Raw genomic sequence first — 18,359 nt, 5'->3', positions numbered from 1 at the left:
CGCATCGATGAGCGCTATCGATCAGACGCTTGCCGCCACCTTGCGTGAGCGCCGGCGCGCCGTCGACGCGGCCATGAGCCGCGACCGCGGCCGCCTGCTCGGGCTATGGTCGCGCTGGCAGAGCAAGCCCGGCAATACCCAGCTGCGCGAGGCCTTCGAACAGGCGTTGGCGGCGTCGCAGGCGCAGCGGCAGGCGCGCGCAGAGGACGCCCCGGCGATCACGCTCGACGCGCAGCTGCCGATCGCACGCGAGGCCGAGCGCATCGTGGCGCTGATCCGCGACCACCAGGTGGTGGTGATCGCGGGCGAGACCGGTTCCGGCAAGACCACCCAGTTGCCCAAGCTGTGCCTGGCGGCCGGGCGCGGCGTGGCCGGCATGATCGGGTGCACGCAACCGCGCCGGATCGCTGCGCGCGCGGTGGCCGCGCGCGTGGCCGAGGAGTTGCAGACGCCGCTGGGGACGACGGTCGGCTTCCAGGTGCGCTTCACCGACCGCGTCGGCGAGCAGTCGCGCATCAAGTTCATGACCGACGGCATCCTGCTGGCTGAAATCGCCAGCGATCGCTGGCTGTCGGCCTACGACACCTTGATCATCGACGAGGCGCACGAGCGCAGCCTCAACATCGACTTCCTGCTCGGCTATCTGAAACAGTTGCTGAAGAAGCGGCCGGACCTGAAGCTGATCGTGACCTCGGCGACCATCGATACCGAACGCTTCGCGCGCCATTTCGGCGATGCGCCGGTGATCGGGGTGGAAGGACGCACCTATCCGGTCCAGGTGCGCTATCGTCCATTGGAGGGCCAGGCCGCTGCCGATGCGGACGGCGACGACGAGGACGGCCGCAATGGCGAGCGCACGCTCAACGAGGCGATCGTGGCGGCCGTCGACGAGATCACCCAGGCCGATCCGCGTGGCGATGTGCTGGTCTTCCTGCCGGGCGAGCGCGAGATCCGCGATGCGCATCAGGCGCTGGAGCGGCGCAAGTACCGCCAGACCGAAGTGGTGCCGCTGTATGCGCGGCTATCGGCCAACGACCAGGATCGGGTGTTCCAACCCGGACCGCAGCGCCGACTGGTGCTGGCCACCAACGTCGCCGAGACCTCGCTGACGGTGCCGCGTATCCGCTACGTGGTCGATCCCGGGCTGGCGCGGGTCAAGCGCTACAGTCCGCGGCAGAAGCTCGACCGTCTGCACATCGAGCCGGTGTCGCAGGCCAGTGCCAATCAACGCATGGGGCGTTGCGGCCGCGTCGCCGAGGGCATCTGCTATCGCCTGTACGCGGAAGCGGATTTCGCCGCACGCCCGGCCTTCACCGATCCGGAGATCCGGCGTTCTTCGCTGGCCGGGGTGATCCTGCGCATGCTGCAGCTGGGCCTGGGCCGGATCGAGGACTTCCCGTTTCTGGAAGCGCCGGACGAACGCGCCGTGGCCGATGGCTGGCAGCAATTGCTGGAGCTGGGCGCCATCGATGGCGAGCGGCGGTTGACGACGATCGGGCGGCAGATGGCGCGGTTGCCGGTCGACGTCAAGCTCGCCCGCATGCTGGTGGCCGCGCACCAGCACGGCTGCCTGCGCGCGATGATCGTGATCGCCGCGTTCCTGGGGATCCAGGATCCGCGTGAGCGACCGCCGGAAGCGCGCGAGGCGGCCGACAACGCGCACGCGCAGTTCGCCGATGCGCGCTCGGAATTCGTCGGCATCCTCCGCTTGTGGGAGGCCTACCGGCAGGCCCATGAGGACCTGACGCAGTCGCGCTTGCGCGACTGGTGCGGTCGCCATTTCCTCGGCTTCCTGCGCATGCGCGAGTGGCGCGAGCTACATCGGCAACTGCGTCTGTTGTGCGAGGAACTGGGGTGGAGCGAGGAACCGGCCGAGGCCACGTTCACCCCGTTGTTGGCAGGGTCCAATGCGCCGTTGCGCGACGATGGCCAGGCGTCCAACCGTCCGACCCGCGGCCAGTTGCATCGCGCCGCGCGACTGGCGCGCGAGGGCAAGTCCGATCCGACGACCACGCCTGAAGGCCCCGCGCTCGCCATCAGCACCCAGGAGCAGGCCGGGCAGGCGTCGCCGCGTCGCAACGAACGCGAACGCGCAGCCGCCTATCAGGCCCTGCATCGCGCACTGCTGGCCGGCCTGCCGACGCAGATCGGACATCGCACCGAGAAGGGCGATTTTCTGGCGGCGCGGCAGCGCAGGTTCCTGCCGTTTCCTGGTTCGACCCTGGCGCGCAAGCCGCCGCCGTGGATCCTGGCAGCGACCTTGCTCGACACCCAGAAGGTCTGGGGCCTGACCAATGCGGCGATCGAACCGGAATGGGCCATTGCCGAATTGCCGCATCTACTGGCGCGCAAGCACTTCGACCCGCACTGGTCGCGCGCGCAGGGGCAGGTGATCGCTTCCGAGCAGATCAGTCTGTTCGGACTGGTGCTGGCGCCGAAGAAGCCGGTGCATTTTAGCAAGATCGATCCGGCCGCTGCACACGACCTGTTCGTTCGCCAGGGCTTGGTCCCCGGCGAGATCAATACGCGCGCCGGTTTCGTCGCCGACAACCTGAAGGTGCTGGAGCAGGCGCGTGAAGAGGAAGCCAAGTTGCGGCGGGCAGGCATCGTCGCCGACGAGGACTGGCAGGCGCGTTGGTATCTGGACCGCGTGCCTGCCGAGTTGCATTCGGCCAGCGGGCTGGACGCGTGGTGGAAGAACCTGCCGGCGGACAAGCGGCGCGGGCTGCACTGGTCATTGCTGGATCTGTTGCCGGGCGAAGGCAGCGAGGCGGATCGGTACCCCAAGTATTTGCCGCTGGGCGATGCGCGGTTGGCGCTGCATTATCGCTTCGAGCCGGGCGCTGCCGACGACGGCGTGACGCTGGAGGTGCCGCTGCATTTGCTCAATGCGCTGGATCCGGCGCGGCTATCCTGGTTGGCGCCTGGCTTCGTCGCCGACAAGGCAGCCGCCTTGATCCGTGGCCTGCCCAAGGCGCAACGCCGCAATTTCGTGCCGGCTCCGGATTTCGCGCGCGCCTTCTACGAAGCCTACGGCACGCCGTCGGCCGATGAGATGCGTGGCGAGCTGGCGCGTTTTCTCGCCAAGGCCACCGGCGTGCCGGTGGTCGCACTGGACTTCGATGAGGCGGCGCTGGAGCCGCATCTGCGCATGAACCTGCGACTGCGCGATGAGCAGGGCAAGGTGCTGGCCGAATCGCGCGATCTGGCTGCGCTGCGCGCCCGCTTCGGCGAGCGTGCCGGGCAGGCGTTCGCTGCGCGTGCCGGTCGCGCGCTGGCGGCCGAAGGACTGCGCGAGTTTCCGGCGGCGCCGATTCCCGCGCAGGTACCGGGCGAAGCCGGCGTGCCTGCGTATCCGGCCCTGGTGGATCAAGGCGATGCCGCCGCGCTGCAGATCTTCGCCGACCGCACCCAGGCGCTACAGGCGCACCCCGGCGGTGTCCGCCGCCTGCTCGAGATCGCGCTGGCCGACAAGATCAAGCAGGCACGCAAGCAGTTGCCGGTCTCGCCCAAGACCGGCTTGCTGTACGCGGCGATCGAGTCGCAGGAACGCTTGCGCGGCGATCTGGTCGATGCCGCGCTGAACGCGGTACTGGCCGAGGGCCTGGCGGCGATCCGCGATCCCGGTGCGTTCGCACAGCGCCGCGACGACGCGTCCAAGCGCTTGTTCGGCGAGGCGATGGAGCGGTTGAAGTTGGCCGAAGCCATTCTGGCCGCGGTGGCCGAACTCAAGCCATTGCTGGAGGCACCCTTGATGGGGTGGGCGCGCGGCAATCTGGACGACATGGAGGCGCAGTTGCAGGCGCTGGTGCATGCCGGATTCCTCCGCCAGACCCCGGCCGAGGCATTGGCGAACTATCCGCGCTATCTGAAGGCGATGATTCTGCGCACCGAGCGGGCCAAGCGCGATCCGGCCCGCGATCAGGCGCGGATGCTCGAACTCAAGCCGTTCGTCGATGCGCTACAGGACGCCGCCGCCCGCGGGTTGACGCAGCGCCCGGAGTGGCAGGCACTGCGTTGGGATCTGGAGGAGTTACGGGTGTCGGTGTTCGCGCAGGAGCTGGGTGCGAAGTCAGGGATTTCGGCCAAAAAGCTGGCGCAACGGGTGGCGGCACTGGGCGGATGACCCAGCCGCCCGACACCCGACCGGCCACCCTGAGGATGGCCGGTCGGCATCGTCAGAACTTCAGATGCAGCGTGGCCATGTAGCGACGGCCGCTCTTGTAGCGGCCTGCCAGATGGTCCTTGTCGCCCAGATACTGCAGATACTCTTCGTCGAGCAGATTCTGTGCGTCCAGTTGCAGCGACCAATGCGCGTCGAACGCGTAGCCGATGCTGGCCCCGAGTTCGGCATAGTCGTCCACGCTGGCGGGCGCGGCACCGGCCACGTAGCCGCCGGCCAGGTAACTGTCGCGCCAGTTGTAGGTAAGGCGTGCATTGAGCGGGCCTTTTTCGAAGTACGGGCTGACCGCGATGCTGTTGCGGGACTGGTAAGGCAGCGGGTCGCCGGTATTGTTCTCGCCGCTGGCGTAGGTGTAGCTGCTGGTCAGGCCGAAGCCGCTGTCGCCGAAGGGTTGCTGGAACGCCAGGGTGAAGCCCTTGACCTTGCCATCGCCGGCATTGCGCGGGCGCTGGATGCTGTAGTCGCAATAGCCGTCGGCGGTGCAGCCATTGCTGCCGACCACTTGCGCCCAGCTCTGCGGCGCGGTGTCGCGCAAGGCGTTGTATTGGCGCTCGATGCGCGCGCTGGTGTCGATGTAGTTGTCGATCTTCTTGTAGAACACCGACCACGCCACCACCGCCTGCCGGGCGAAGTAATACTCGGCCGAGAGGTTGAAATTCCATGATTGGTAGGGCGACAGGTCGGCATTGCCGCCGCTGCCGGTCAGGGTGGTGTCGTTGAGGAAGGTGTTGTTGACCATCTGGTTGTAGGGCGCCCAGGCAATCACCTTGGCGGCCGCAAAGCGCAGCACCCAGTCTTCGCCGACGTCGTAAGCCAGGGTCAGCGACGGCAGCAGAAAGTCTTCCTTGCGCGTGCGGGTCTGCCACAGGCTGTCGGCGTTCTGCAGCGTGGGCGTGCCGCTATAGACGAAGCCGCTCCCTTCGGTCTTGGAATCGACATAGCGCAGGCCGAGATTGCCGCGCAAGCCGTTGGCGGAAAAGTTGAGCTGCGCATAGGCGGCGTTATTGGTCTGCTCCAGCGCCCAGGTGTTGTTGAGATAACTGGACGGGTCCGGTGCGCCGTAGTCGACCGGGCTGTTGCGGATCCAGGCCAGCACGTTGTTGCGGCCGGCCTGCACGTGGCGGCCATGATCCGGGTAGAAGCCCTGCAGGTCGGTCAGTCCGATGGTGCCGACATCGGCCAGCGTCCCCGGGGTGACGCCGCCATAGACGTTCAGCACGAAGCGCTCCTCGTGCTTGCCGTGGCGTACACCCAGCAGCAGCTGGTTGAACGGTCCATCCATGCGCAGATCCAGATCCAGCTGGCCGTAGCGGTCCTTGCTCTCGGTGGAGAAGATCCCGTTGTTGCCGAACCAGCCGCCGGCCGAGCCCCAGTTGGCCGGGGCGCGCGCAGCGGCCGGATCGTCGAAACGAATGCCGCGGCGGGTGTCCCAGCTGAAGCCGCCGTTGTAGAACGGCTCGATGAAGTATTGCGATAAATCGTTGTTCTCCGACTTGCTCTGGCCCAGTTGCCCTTTCAGCCCCCAGCGCTCGCCGCGGAACGCGCCGCGCAGATCCAGGCCGCGCGTGGTGACCTCCGACTCACGCACGTTGTTGTCGTAGATCACCGTGCCGCCCAGCGGGTCGGCATTGGCGCTGGAGTGGCCGCTGTTCACCACGCCATTGCGGACATCGCCCAGCCGGTCCACCGCGGCCACGGTCCCGGGATTCCAGGTCAGGAAGCTGTACATCGACTGGTTGTAGTTGTCGAAGCTCTCGTTGATGTACAGACCGCTGAGATTGAATTCCAGCGCGTCACTGGGTTTGAACTGCAGGTTGACCACGGCACTGTCGCGTTCGCGGTCCTGCTGGAACCAGGCAGAGTTGATCGAGTTGGGAACATCCGCATCGGCCGGGACGCCAGCGGCATTGGCGAAGGTGGAGGCCGGCGCATAGCCGAACACCTCCATGCCGCGGCGATCCACCCGCTCTTCGTAATGCTGCGCGGACACTGCGATGCCGAAGGTCTGCGCCGGATTCTTCCAGCTGTAGAGGATCGCCGCGTTCGGCTTGCCCTGGCTGGCCTGTGCGCTATAACTGTAGCCGACCGACGCCGCCACTTCGTTGACGTCCAGATCCAGCGGTTGCCGGGTCTGCATCAGCACCGTGCCGCCCAGGCTGCCTTCGGTGAGGCGCGCTTCGGAGGATTTGATAATCTCGGCCCGACCAAGAATCTGCGGCGCCAGCAAGGTGTAGTCGAAGCCGCGATTGGGCTGCTCGCCATACAGCCAGATGGCTTGCGCGACCGGATGGCCGTCGAGGAAGGACAGATTGAGGCTGGGGTCGGTGCCGTCGATGCTGACGCGCTCGCCCTGGCCGAAGCGGCGATCCAGGGTGACGCCGGGAATCTGCGACAAGGCCTCGGCGACATTGGTGCTGGGAAACTTGCCAATGTCTTCGGCGGTGATGGCTTCGGACACGCCGGCGTTGTTGCGTTTGGTATCCAGCGATTTTTCCAGGCTGGCACGGATGCCGACGACCTGCACGGCATCCAGGTCGGTGGCCTGTTGCGCGTGTGCGGCAAACGTCAGGGCGGCGGCAATCGCGCCGGACAGCAAAGCAGGACGGTGCTTCATGATGTCTCTCCTCATCATGCATCGGGATGGCCGGTGGACGCCTGTCCGCCGGAGACTCGTCACACAGCCGTCTGCATCCGCGGGGAAAGGGATGCAGGCGGGGAACTGCTAGGACTGATCGTGCCGCTGTTGCAGATACCAGCTGGCGGCGCCACGCACGCCGAGCTGTCCATGTTCGACCACATGCACCGGAATGCCTTCCAGGACGGCGCGCATGCGGCCCTTGTCCAGAAAGCGCACTCGGAACTCGCTACTGGCCAGGAACGGCGCCAGCGAGGGCAGGATGCCGCCGGCAAGGTAGATGCCGCCGGTCGCGGCGTAGGCGAGCGCCATGTCGCCGACCGCGCTGCCGAGCCAACCGCAGAACAGCTGCAGGCAGGTGCGCGCCAGCGCATCGTCCGTATGCAGGGCGGCATGGGTGATCGCATCCGGTTGCGCATGGCGCGGCTGCTCGCCCTGCCGATCGCACAACGCCAGGTACAGACGTTGTAGCCCGGGGCCGGACAGCACGTGCTCCAGCGGCAGGTAAGACTGTCCCCGACGCATGCGTTGCAGCAGCAGCTGTTCCTGCGGCTGGTCACTGGCCAAGGCCATCTGTCCGGCCTCGGTCGCCAACACGACCGGATGCGGCGTCGCGTCGATCCAGACGGCGGCCCCCAACCCGGTACCGGGACCGACCACCAGGATCGGCCCGGTGGCGCGTGCATGCCGCGGCGTCGGTCCGCTGAGCTGGGCCACTGCGCTGAGCGCCATCTGCGGCGCCGCATAGGCGACTGCTTCGAAGTCGTTGACCAGTTGCACGCTGCGCAGCTCCAGCGTGGCACGCAACCGATGCCGCGACAGCGGCCATGGCAGGTTGTTGCTGACCACGTTGCCATCGTCCAGTGCCACGCCGGGCGCAGCGATCACCAATGATTGCCGGGGCACCGCCGTCGCGGCCAGGAAGTCGCCCACGATCGCTTCCAGACTGGCGTGTTCGGCGCAGCGATAGGTGCGGTAGTGCGCCAGCTCCATGGCAGCGCCGTGGGCATGCACGCTGGCGATGCGGACATGCGTACCACCGACATCGGCGGCAATCAGGCCCGTGCCGCTGGAGGTAGCCGGCCACGCAGAAGCAGGGGCGGAACGCGGGGTCGCAACCACGGGCAATCCTTGATCGAGGACTCCGGCGCGATCGCCGGTAGCCGCTGTGTAGGAATTGCTGACAACGATGTCAATGGATCAGCCGGGTTGGATCGATCTTGCTGGCGGGCCCAAGCACTGATTTGCCATGTTGGGCGGAATTGCCAGCGAGCGGCGCGCAAGCGCGCAACTGTTCCGCGGCAAGCGTAGCGGGCGATGGAGGTGGTCTGCGGCCGCCGAGCAATGCGGATGCACGCAGCAGCCAGGATGCGAGTCCCGCAAGCGGGCATTGATGACATCGATGGACGTCAATGCGTAGAAACAGCAAGCACGGGCGATCGGCGCCACGCGGCGTCGATGCAGGTCAATGCTGTCAGCTTGTACACGCTGCCACAACGCGCTGCGACGCATGCCCGGCGGCGCCCGGGCCACCAGCGTTACTTGATGCGACGCACCTTGGCTTGGGTGTTGTAGCCGTCGATCTGCAAATACCACACGCCGACCAGGCCCGGCTTGATCTGCACCTTGGGCGATGACTTGCGTACGCCCGGCAGGCTGCTGCTGTCGGTCTGTTCCCACTCCTGGCCGTTGGCCAGCACGTAGACGCGGCTCTTGGCGAAGCCGGCAAACTCGCCGACCAGCGTGCTCTGGATCGGTTCCTTGCTGCCGAAATCGAAGAAGCCACGATTCTTGACGATCACCTCCTGGCGGCCGGCTTCCTTGGCTTGTTCGACCGCAGCCGCCGACTGTGTGGCGACCTTGCCCTGCAGCCAATCGTTCAGTGCCGCCAGTTCGCGCGCGTCCAGCTTGTTCAGACCGGCAGCCTTGAATTGTTCGGGACTCATCTGCGACTGCAGATCGGCGTGCGCGTTGTGTTGGGCCAATGCCGGAACGGCAGCGAGGGACAGCGCAGTCAGCAGAAGAAGGCGGCACGCGGCGGGCATGGAGGCGATCCAATGGAGAAGGCGGTTAGTGTAGTCGCAGTCTCCGATCGCGCCACTGACCTTGCCGTCTGTGCCGGCGCTAGTCCTGAGTCGCGCCTGCCGTGCTCCGAGCGGGCCGGCGGTAGACCAGTGCCGGTGGCGCTGCGGCCGCCTCCTGCCCGGCGGTGGCGCGTACCACCATGTGGTCGGGCGAGCGCTCGCAGACTGGATCCAGCGTCGCCGCGTCGCCGCTGAGGGCCAGCGCCTGGCAGCGACAGCCACCCCAGTCGATCTCGCGTTTGGGGCACTCCTGGCACACCGCCGGCATCCAGTCAGTCCCACGGAAGCGAACGAAGGCGTCGCCGTGGGCCCAGATATCGGCCAGCGAGCGATCACGCAGATTGTCGAAGCGCAGTCCCTGGATGGTTTCCGCGGCATGGCAGGGCAGCACATCGCCGCGCGGAGAAATATTGACGAAGCGCTGCCCCCAGCCGCCCATGCAGGGCTTGGGTTGGCGCGCGTAGTAGTCCGGAGTGACGAAATCGATCGCCAGGCGCTCGCCGACTTCGCGGCGGGCCTGCTCCACTGCGGCGATGGTGGCCAGCAGTTGTTCGCGGCTGGGCATCAGGGCGGCCCGGTTGCGCAGTCCCCAGCCGTAGTACTGGGTATGCGCCACCTCGATGCGTTCGGCTTGCCAGTCGAGCGCCAGCGCGATCATCTCCGGCACGCGCCCGGCATTGTGGCGGTGGATCACCGCGTTGATGGTCAACGGCAGCCCGCGTGCGCGCGCCGCAGCGGCAAAGCTGCGTTTCTTGTCCAGGCTGTTGCGATAGCCGGCAATGCGGTCGGCACCGGCGGGATCGACATCCTGCACGCTCAGTTGCACGTGTTCCAGGCCCGCGTCCCGCAATTGGTCGAGCATTGCCTCACCGCCGGCCACGCCGGAGGTGATCAGATTGCTGTACAGACCGAGCGTGCGCGCGTGCGCGACCAGCGCCGGCAGATCCTTGCGCAGCATCGGTTCGCCGCCAGAAAAATGCGCTTGCAGCACGCCGAGCGCGGCCGCCTGATCGAGCAACGAGCGCCAGCCGGCGGTGTCCATTTCCTCGCGCATCGCCGCCAGGGCGATGGGATTGGAGCAGTACGGGCAGGCGAGCGGGCAGCGGTGCGTCAGCTCCAGCAGGACCGACAGCGGCGGCGGCACCTGGCTCATACGCGCAGCAGGCGCTTCTGCTGCAAGGTGTCGGTGAATTCGACCACATCGGCCTCGATCACGGCCGCGTCGGCAGCGAATTCGGCCGCCAGCTCGGCCGCGATATCGGTCAACGAACGGCTGCCGTCGTAACGCTGCGCGATCGCCGCGGCAGTGTCGTCCAGTTCCACTACCCGTTCGGGCGCCAGCAGCACCCAGCGCTCGCGGGCGCGGTCGTGTTGCAGGCGCACGCCGGCGCGCAAGGCCGGCCGGCTATCGCGGGTGATCGCACTCATGCGGCGGCCCGACGGTCGGCGTCTTCCGGCACGAAGGCCCCCGGCCAGCGGATGCCCGGGGTGACGTAGGCCAGATGAAGAGCGTCCAGCTGCGCCCACAGCACCGAACACTTGAATTCCAGCGCGGCCTTGACCAGGGCCTGTTTCTCGGGCGTGTCGGCATGTTGCTTGACGTAGTCGAGGGCGAAATCCGAATCGCGCGGTGCCTCGCTGAGGCGGTGCTCGAAGTAGGCCAGCGCGTCGGACGACACGAAGTCGTAGTGCTTGAGCATGCCGGCCACCCGTTGGCCGATGATTTGCGGAGAGAACAGCTCGGTCAGCGACGATGCGATCGCCTCCAGCAGGCTCTTCTCGCGCACGAATTGCAGATAGGCCTGTACCGCGAAGCGCGTGCCCGGCAGCAGCGCACGCCCGGACTGCACCAGCGCGCGATCCAATCCCAAGGCATCGGTCAAGCACAGCCAGCGCGCGATGCCACCGTCGGTGGCGCCATCGCCATCGTGGTCGAGGATGCGCTGACGCCAGATGCGCCGCAGCGCCGGGTCGTCCATTCGCGCTAGGATCGCTGCGTCCTTCAACGGGATGCAGCGCTGATATTCGAAGCGATTCAATGCCCAGGCCTGGACCTGGCCGCGATCGAGCTGGCCGCCGTGCAACAAGGCGTGGAACGGATGGCGGTCATGGTAGAGCCGTGCGCCGATCGCGCGCAGCTCGGCTTCCAATTGATCGGGGGATAGCAGTGCGCTCACAGGGCGATCTCCATGCCATCGTGCGCGATCTCCCAACCGGCGGCGCGCGCGGCGGCGCACTCGGCGGAATGGGCATTGAGCACGGGGTTGGTGGTGTTGATGTGGATGAAGACCTTGCGCGCCACCTGCAGCGGTGCGAAGGCGGCAATGGCGCCGTCGTCGCCATCGATGCTCATATGGCCCATGCGCTGGCCGGTCTTTTGGCTGACGCCCAGCTGCACCATCTCGTCGTCGCGCCACAGCGTGCCGTCGAAGAACACCAGTTCTGCACCCCGCAGGCGCGCCCGCAACGCGTCGGTCATTGCAGCGCAACCGGGAATGTAGTGCAGGCGATGGCGACCGTCGTCGATGGTCAGGCCAAGCGTCTCCTCGTTGGAGCCGGCCAGATCGCCACCGCTGCGCGACTCCATGAACAACGGCACCTTGCCGGGTACAGAGAAAGGTGTGAACTGCAGGCCCAGCAGCGATAGCGGCGTGTCCAGCGCGAACGGCTGGCGATCGACGAACTGCGGGTTGAGCGCATCGAAGATCGGATTGCCTGCCAGCAGCTCGAGCACACGCGCACTGGCATGCAACGAGAAACGCTGGCTCTCGCGTAGCGACAGCAGGCCAGCGATATGGTCGATCTCGCCGCTGGTCAGCAGCACCGCCTCGATCGGCGAATGCCGCAGTCCTTGCTGCGGCCACAGGCTCGGGGTTGCCAGGATCTGCTGGCGGACATCAGGGGAGGCATTGATCAGGACCCAGCGTTGACCATCCGCGCTGACTGCGATGCTGGCCTGGGTGCGACGTTGGGCACCCTCAGCGCATTGCCAGGCCCGCAGACTCGCGGGGGTGTGGCAATTCCACTGCGGATGCCCGCCGCCGGCCGCCGATCCGAGAACGATGATGCGCATGAAAGGCTGTTACCTGGTTGCCGGCAACAGCCGGACATGCGTTGGGCAGCGACCGCTGTGGTCAGAGCTCGCCGGAGACGTAGCAGTTGATCTCGGCGCCACAGTTCACTTCACGCACGACGGGCTTGTTCCAGGTCTTCATGGGCTACCTCGGTGTTGGAAGGGACGGCACCGCTTGGGCGTAGAGAGCCGGCGCGATGCCAATCGAGCATAGGCAGCAGGTCTGGTGGAGTTGTAAATCTGGTGTAAAAGCCGCTGTGGCGGCAGCGCGTCGCCGTGGTCGCGCCCGCGCGAACGTGACCGACGGCTCGCAAATCAAGACGATGCAGGTGAACCGCAGTTAAAGTTGGCGCCTGCGGCCCGGCGCGACCTGGTCCGTCAGGCTGCGTTGTGAAGAGGGTGACGCGCACGTTACCGTAGTCGTCAGCACTGTCTCCGATTGCCCACCTGTTGTGATCAGCACCTCATCCGAACGCCTGGACGCCTTGTTGCAGCGTCCCGCGCTGGCGTCCCTGTCCCCGGCGTTGCGGGCGGGACTGGCAGACGCCTGGCGCGTGCTGCCGTCCGCACCTGCCGATGAGGTCGCCTGGCCGGTGTTGGCCGATACGGTCGATGCGCTGGCGTTATTGGCCGCCGACGAGGCGACCTTGGTGGCCGCCTTGGTGTTCGAACTAGCTCCGTTGCGGGCATGCCTGGCCGCGCTGCCTTGGCAGCCGGCCGAACGGCGCGGTGCCGTCGAAGGCTTGCTGGACGGGTTGGATGCCGCCGACCAGGTGTGGGCGCTGCACGCCGGGCGCGATGCCGGGCGCAACAGCGAGGGTCTGCGCCGATTGTTGCTGGCCATCATCCACGATCTGCGCGTGGTGCCGATCCTGCTGGCGCGGCAACTGGCGCGCATGCGGGTCGCCGACCGGCTGGGCGAGGAGCGGCGCCGTGCGTTGGCGCAGCTGACCCGCGACATCCATGCGCCGCTGGCCAACCGGCTGGGTATCTGGCAGCTCAAGTGGGAGCTGGAGGACTTGGCGTTCCGGCACCTGGAGCCGGAGACCTATCGGCGCATCGCGCGCGAGGTCGATGAGACCCGGGTGGCGCGCGAGCGCTACATCGAAGCGGTCAAGCGTAGCCTGTCGTCGGCGCTGGCCCAGCAAGGCCTGCACGCCGAGGTCAGTGGCCGGCCGAAGCACATCTACAGCATCTGGCGGAAGATGCAGAAGAAGCGGCTGGCCTTCGACCAGCTGTACGACGTGCGCGCCGTGCGGGTGATGGTCGACGACGTGGCCGCCTGCTACGCAGCGTTGGGCGCGGTGCATGCACTGTGGACGCCGGTGCCCAGCGAGTTCGACGACTACATCGCCCGGCCCAAGGCCAACGATTACCGATCGCTGCACACCGCGGTGGTGGGGCCGGAAGGCCGCACGATCGAGATCCAGATCCGTACCCACGAGATGCACGCCCAGGCCGAGCTGGGCGTGGCCGCACACTGGAAATACAAGGAAGGCGGCAAGGGCGCGGAGAAGGCCTTCGATCGCAAGATCCTGTGGATGCGCCAACTGCTCGAGCAGGTGCAGGACGGCGAGCATGGCGAGCTGGCCGGCGCGCTGGACGCCGAGCTGATCGAGGACCGGGTCTATGCGCTGACGCCCAAGGGCGAGGTCATCGACTTGCCGCAGGGCGCCACGCCGCTGGACTTCGCCTACCACGTGCACACGATGGTGGGGCATCGCTGTCGCGGTGCGCGGGTCAATGATCGCATCGTGCCGCTGACCTACCGCCTGCGCAGCGGCGACCGGGTGGAGATCATGACCGCCAAGGAAGCCGATCCGCGCCGCGACTGGCTGTTGGCATCGAACGGCTTTCTGGCCAGCGGGCGCTCGCGAGACAAGGTGCGCGCCTGGTTCCACAAGCTGGACCGCGCGCGCAACGTGCAGGCAGGCAAGGAGCTACTGGATCGCGAACTCAAGCGGCTGGGCCTGCAGCACGCCGATCTGGGCGCGGCCACGCGCAAGTTCCACGCCGACAGCGTGGACGATCTCTACATCCAGGTGGCGCTGGGCGATACCGGGCCCAGCCAGATCAGTCGCGCCTTGCTGGAAGCCGAGCGCGCGGCGTCGCAGCCGCAGACCCCGGCGCCGCCACGGCCGACGGCACGCCGGCAGGGCCTGGGCAAGTCCAAGTTCACCGTGCAGGGCGTCGGCAATCTGCTGGTGCAACTGGCGCGTTGCTGCCAGCCGGTGGCCGGCGAGCCGATCGCCGGCTATCTCACCCGTGGCCGCGGCGTCACCGTGCACCGCACCGATTGCGCGGCGTTGTCGCGTCTGGCGGCCGCGCATCCGCAGCGGGTCCTGCCAGTGGAATGGGGACAGGCTGGCAGCGGCTATGAGGTCGACGTGCAGGTCAGGGCGGTGGACCGGCGTTGGCTGCTCAAGGACATCAGCAACGTGATCGCGCAGGAGGACGCGCACGTCCTGGAGATCAACAGCGACAATGTGCGCGACAGCGGCCGCGCGCAGCTGCGGTTGCGGCTGAAGGTCAGCGACTACGGGCAGTTGTCGGCCTTGCTCGGCAAGCTCGATGCGCTGCCCGGTGTCAGCGAGGTCCGACGGCTCGGGTAATGGGGGGCGGACGGCGTACGAACGCGGTCTTCGCGGCGGCCAGTTACCATTGCGCCGTGAACGCGTCCCCGTCAGGTCGCGCCAAGGATGGACGCCACCGTATGCCCCTGTTGCCGCGCTGGGCCCGCTCGCCGCGCCTTTGGCGACCGTTGCGCAGTCCTGCGCTATGGCGGCTGGTCGTGGTGTTGGCGGTAGCGCTGACGATCGGCCTGGTGGCGTTGCGCCGCCCGCTCGCCGATTCGCTATGGCCAGATACCCGGATCCAGCAACTGCTGCAGGCGGGCGAGACGGCGTTGGCGCAAGGCCGACTGAGCGCCGCCGATGGCAGCGGCGCGCGCGATCTGTTCGCCGCCGCGCTGGCGCTGGACAGCGATCGCAGCGAAGCCCGCGCTGGTTTGGTGCGTACCGGCGCGGCAGCGGTTCGGCAGGCGCGCGCGGCCTTGGCCGCCGGTCAGCTCGAACAGGCCCAGCAGGCGCTGTCGCTGGCCAGCGCCTTGCAGGTGCCGCAAGCGCAGATCGATGCGGTGGCGGTGCCGTTGCGCCGTCAGCGCGCACAGCGTGTCGGCCTGGATGCCTTGGTCGCACAGGCAGCGGCCGCGCAGCGGGAAGGACGGCTGGACGGCACGTCGGACAGCGCGCTGCCGCTGTATCAGCGAGTGTTGGCGTTGGCGCCGGACCGGACCGATGCGCTGGAAGGGCGCGAGGATGCGCTGACCGATGTGCTGGCGCAGGCGCGTGCGGCGCTCGGGCGCGAAGATCTGGTCACTGCCGGTGCGCTGCTGGCGGCGGCCAAGCGCTTCGACGCCGGGCATGCCGATGTGCCGCTGACCGAAGGGCATTATCACCGGGCGCTGGATCAGCGCCGACGACGCGCCGAACGCTTGCTGCAACGGGGGCGGCTGGCGCCGTCCGCGCGCGATTTCCAGGCCGTGCTCGCCGCCGCGCCAGACGATGCGATGGCCCGCCGTGGACTGGAGCAGGTGGCGGCCGAATATGCAGCCCAGGGCGCGCGCCAGGCGGCCGATTTCCAGTTCGACGCCGCACAGAACTCGCTGCAGCAGGCGCGTGCACTGGTGGCGGATCTGCCGGCGATCGCCCAGGCCGAGCAAGCGCTGACGCGCGCCCGCGAGGCGCAGCGCGGCCCAGAGAGTCGGCTCTCGCGCGCCGCACGCGAGACCCGCCTGCGGCGCTTGTTGCAGCAGGCACAGGCGGCCGAAGCGCGGCAACAGTGGCTGGCCCCGCCCGGAGACAGTGCGTACGACGCGGTACGTGCCGCGCAGGCGTTGGCGCCGCGCGACCCGCGCGTGCTGCAGGCGGCCGCGCGGGTGGTGCCGGAGAGTCGGCGCTGCTTCGAGGAGGAGTTGCGCAACAATCGCCTGCGCGCTGCACGCGGTTGTCTGGATGCCTGGCAGGCCTTGACTCCGTCCGGGGATGCCGTGGGCGAGGCGCGTCGGCGCCTGGCGCAGCGCTGGATCGCGGTGGGGAGCGAGCGGCTGGGTCAGGAGGACGCGCTGTTTGCGCGGCGGGCGCAGGAGCAGGCGCAGCAACTGGATCCGTCGCTGCCGGAACTGGCCGAATTCAGTCGCCGCGTGCGAGCGGCGACCGATCGGCGCTGAACGCAGCGCTAGCGCCAGCGTCAGCCGTCGATGAACAGCGTGCGGACCGTCGCCCGCGCGGCATCCAGCGAGAAGTGGCGAGCGACATTGTGCAGGCCATTGTCGGCCAGTCGCTGCCACAGCACCGGGTCCTGGTAGAGCCGCACGACCGCGGCAGCGAAGGCATCTGCGTCATCGGCCACGCAGACATCCTCGCCATCGCGCAGGTGCATGCCTTCCACTGCGCACGACGTGCCGACGACCGGTTGCCCGTGCGCCATGCTCAGGTTGATCTTGCCCTTGACCCCGGCGCCGAAGCGCAACGGCGCCACCGCCACCCGTGCCTGCTCCATGTAGGGCCGCAGATCGGGCACGTGACCATGCACCTGTACGCCGGGGCATTCATCGGCCAGCAGCTGCAGCGCAGCGGGGAGGTCGGCGCCGATGCAATGAAAGGTCACTTCCGGCAGTTGTGCGCGAATCAGCGGAAAGATCGTGCTGATGAACCATTGCATCGCGTCGGCGTTGGGCGGGTGACGGAAGCCGCCGACGAACACCAGATCGCGGCGTTGCGCAAAGCTGCCGCCCGGGCCGGCGACCTCATGCAGGTTGGACAGCAGGGCGGTGCGGATCTTCGGCGCATCGGCGCGCAACTGCTCCTGCTCCGCTGCCGAGACCAGTACGGTGACGTCGGTCGCTGCCATGATCTCCAGTTCGCGCTGGCGGGTGCGTTCGGCCGCGCGCAACAGGTTGGCGTCGCCCGCGATCTCGGCGCCGCGGCGTTCGCGTAGATAGTGCAAGTCGACCGTGTCGAACAAGGTGCGCGCCTGCGGTGCATATTGCTGCAGCAGCGGCAGGCAGGCGTGGGCGACATGGTGGCGCACCAGCAGGACGCTGGAGAAACGCACGCCATGTTGGCGCAACCACGTGCCGATGCCATCGAGGAACGGCGCGTACCAAACCTCCACGCCCAGCTGTTGCAGCGCTCGCGTGTGTTCGCCGGCGTGTTCGCGACGGGTGGGCACGAACACGACATGCGCGCCTTCTGCGCACAGCAGGCGGATCAGGTTGAACTGGCGCAGCGAACCAGAGTCGCGGTCCGGCTGCGGGACACACTCGTCGAGGATCAGCACCTGCCGTTGGTGGCGATGCAGCAGGGCAGGCCCCGGGACGGTTCCCGCTGCCAGCTGGCCGGTCAAGACCTGACGCCATTTTTCTGCAAATACTGTCTGGTTGCGGACCTGGTAGGCCTTCACGCCGGTGCGCAGATCGGTGCCATTGCTGGTGCCTTCGTCGTGCACCACCACGCTGGCCGGTTGTACCAGTACGCGCTTGCCCGCCGCGCGGACCGCGAAGGCCAGGTCGGTATCTTCGTAGTAGGCCGGCATGTAGCGGCGATCCAGTCCGCCTAGGCGCTGCAGCAGCGCCCGCGGCAGCGCGATCGCCGCGCCGGAGCAGTAGTCCATCGATCGCAGATAGGCATAGCGCGGGTCGTCGACCGACTCGAACCGTCCATAGCTCCAGGCGCTGCCATCGGCGAATACCACGCCACCGGATTCCTGCAGTCGGCCATCCGGATACACCAGCTGCGCCCCCACCAGGCCGGCCTCGGGGACCTGGTCGAAGGTGGCGATCAACCGATCCAGCCAGCCTGGCTGCGGAATCGTATCGTTGTTGAGCAACACCACGTAGTCGCCACGCGCCAGCGCGATGCCATCGTTGCAGGCGGCGATGAAGCCGCCATTGGCGGCACGCCGGTGGTAGTGCAGCCCCTGCACCTGCGGCAATTGGGTGGGGGTGGCATCGCTGCTGCCGTCGTCCACCACGACGATCTCGACCGGTAGCCGCGGCGGATGCGTCGCCAGCGCACGCAGGCAGGCCAGGGTATGGCCGATCTGGTTATAGACCGGGATGACCACCGTCGCGCGCGGCAGGGCGTCCAGTGGCACGGCAAATGGCGCGAACGGCGCCGCTTCCGGCAGCCACAGCGGCGTGCCGAGCGCAACCGGTGGCGCTTGGGTGTGGACGCGGATGCGCTGCCAGGTGGCGCGCCAGCCGCGGGTACGCAGGCTGGCCAGGCTGCGGTGGATCAGGCCGAGTGCGCGGTTGAATAGATACCGCGCCTCGGCCAGGGTGAATGACATGCCGTTGGAACTCCAGCTTAAGCAGGGGGCAAG

12 protein-coding genes are annotated in these 18,359 nt (G+C 67.7%); 3 read left to right on the top strand and 9 right to left on the bottom strand.

Annotated features, from left to right (window positions below; genetic code table 11):
• The first annotated feature begins 7 nt into the window (after positions 1-7).
• On the top strand, positions 8-4,126 hold the full coding sequence (gene hrpA, locus CKY51_RS01205; protein ID WP_022973851.1) for an ATP-dependent RNA helicase HrpA: 4,119 nt from the start codon (positions 8-10) through the stop codon (positions 4,124-4,126).
• Positions 4,127-4,178: 52 nt separating this feature from the next.
• On the opposite strand, the gene CKY51_RS01200 is transcribed toward hrpA, so the two are convergent.
• From CKY51_RS01200 to pqqA, 8 genes are all read right to left on the bottom strand, one after another.
• Positions 4,179-6,797, bottom strand: a complete 2,619-nt coding sequence (locus CKY51_RS01200; RefSeq protein WP_152248759.1) for a TonB-dependent receptor — start codon at positions 6,795-6,797, stop codon at positions 4,179-4,181.
• Between the two features lie 108 nt (positions 6,798-6,905).
• Positions 6,906-7,940, bottom strand: coding sequence for a glucokinase (locus tag CKY51_RS01195; RefSeq protein ID WP_022973853.1), 1,035 nt, complete (start codon positions 7,938-7,940; stop codon positions 6,906-6,908).
• Between the two features lie 416 nt (positions 7,941-8,356).
• Positions 8,357-8,863 (bottom strand): hypothetical protein, encoded by a 507-nt coding sequence (locus tag CKY51_RS01190; RefSeq protein WP_022973854.1) that lies wholly within the window; start codon positions 8,861-8,863, stop codon positions 8,357-8,359.
• Between the two features lie 79 nt (positions 8,864-8,942).
• Entirely contained in the window at positions 8,943-10,055 is a 1,113-nt protein-coding gene (gene pqqE / locus CKY51_RS01185) for a pyrroloquinoline quinone biosynthesis protein PqqE (protein WP_022973855.1), read from the bottom strand.
• Positions 10,052-10,330, bottom strand: a complete 279-nt coding sequence (gene pqqD, locus CKY51_RS01180; protein WP_031340560.1) for a pyrroloquinoline quinone biosynthesis peptide chaperone PqqD — start codon at positions 10,328-10,330, stop codon at positions 10,052-10,054. Before pqqD ends, pqqE begins: the two co-directional genes overlap by 4 nt.
• Entirely contained in the window at positions 10,327-11,079 is a 753-nt protein-coding gene (gene pqqC / locus CKY51_RS01175; protein WP_031340561.1) for a pyrroloquinoline-quinone synthase PqqC, read from the bottom strand. The genes pqqD and pqqC overlap by 4 nt, the downstream gene beginning before the upstream one ends.
• Positions 11,076-11,975, bottom strand: a complete 900-nt coding sequence (gene pqqB / locus CKY51_RS01170) for a pyrroloquinoline quinone biosynthesis protein PqqB (RefSeq protein WP_022973856.1) — start codon at positions 11,973-11,975, stop codon at positions 11,076-11,078. Before pqqB ends, pqqC begins: the two co-directional genes overlap by 4 nt.
• Positions 11,976-12,036: 61 nt before the next feature.
• A complete protein-coding gene (pqqA, locus tag CKY51_RS01165; protein ID WP_022973857.1) occupies positions 12,037-12,117 on the bottom strand; it encodes a pyrroloquinoline quinone precursor peptide PqqA in 81 nt (26 codons plus the stop codon).
• A 310-nt stretch (positions 12,118-12,427) separates the two neighbouring features.
• Between pqqA and CKY51_RS01160 the strand changes: the two genes are divergently transcribed.
• Together CKY51_RS01160 and CKY51_RS22340 are read left to right on the top strand one after the other, a co-directional pair.
• The gene (locus CKY51_RS01160) at positions 12,428-14,587 is read left to right on the top strand and encodes a RelA/SpoT family protein (RefSeq protein ID WP_022973858.1); all 2,160 of its coding nucleotides are present in this window, start codon (positions 12,428-12,430) and stop codon (positions 14,585-14,587) included.
• Between the two features lie 101 nt (positions 14,588-14,688).
• Positions 14,689-16,203 carry an ATP-binding protein gene (locus CKY51_RS22340; RefSeq protein WP_022973859.1) on the top strand — a complete coding sequence of 505 codons (1,515 nt, stop codon included), beginning with the start codon at positions 14,689-14,691 and terminating at the stop codon, positions 16,201-16,203.
• A gap of 20 nt (positions 16,204-16,223) precedes the next feature.
• On the opposite strand, the gene CKY51_RS01145 is transcribed toward CKY51_RS22340, so the two are convergent.
• On the bottom strand, positions 16,224-18,326 hold the full coding sequence (locus CKY51_RS01145; RefSeq protein WP_022973860.1) for a glycosyltransferase: 2,103 nt from the start codon (positions 18,324-18,326) through the stop codon (positions 16,224-16,226).
• Between the last annotated feature and the right edge of the window lie 33 nt (positions 18,327-18,359).

The sequence above is a fragment of the Xanthomonas maliensis genome (assembly GCF_009192945.1).
In the GTDB taxonomy this organism is placed as follows: Bacteria; Pseudomonadota; Gammaproteobacteria; order Xanthomonadales; family Xanthomonadaceae; genus Xanthomonas; species Xanthomonas maliensis.
The sequence above is the reverse complement of the archived record's forward strand: the minus strand, read 5'-3'. Positions and strand labels throughout refer to the sequence as shown.

Coding starts and splice junctions, on each gene's coding strand:
- hrpA (WP_022973851.1), top strand. CDS start 8: ATGAGCGCTATCGATCAGACGCTTGCCGCCACCTTGCGTGAGCGCCGG.
- CKY51_RS01200 (WP_152248759.1), bottom strand. CDS start 6,797: ATGAAGCACCGTCCTGCTTTGCTGTCCGGCGCGATTGCCGCCGCCCTG.
- CKY51_RS01190 (WP_022973854.1), bottom strand. CDS start 8,863: ATGCCCGCCGCGTGCCGCCTTCTTCTGCTGACTGCGCTGTCCCTCGCT.
- pqqE (WP_022973855.1), bottom strand. CDS start 10,055: ATGAGCCAGGTGCCGCCGCCGCTGTCGGTCCTGCTGGAGCTGACGCAC.
- pqqD (WP_031340560.1), bottom strand. CDS start 10,330: ATGAGTGCGATCACCCGCGATAGCCGGCCGGCCTTGCGCGCCGGCGTG.
- pqqB (WP_022973856.1), bottom strand. CDS start 11,975: ATGCGCATCATCGTTCTCGGATCGGCGGCCGGCGGCGGGCATCCGCAG.
- pqqA (WP_022973857.1), bottom strand. CDS start 12,117: ATGAAGACCTGGAACAAGCCCGTCGTGCGTGAAGTGAACTGTGGCGCC.
- CKY51_RS22340 (WP_022973859.1), top strand. CDS start 14,689: ATGCCCCTGTTGCCGCGCTGGGCCCGCTCGCCGCGCCTTTGGCGACCG.
- CKY51_RS01145 (WP_022973860.1), bottom strand. CDS start 18,326: ATGTCATTCACCCTGGCCGAGGCGCGGTATCTATTCAACCGCGCACTC.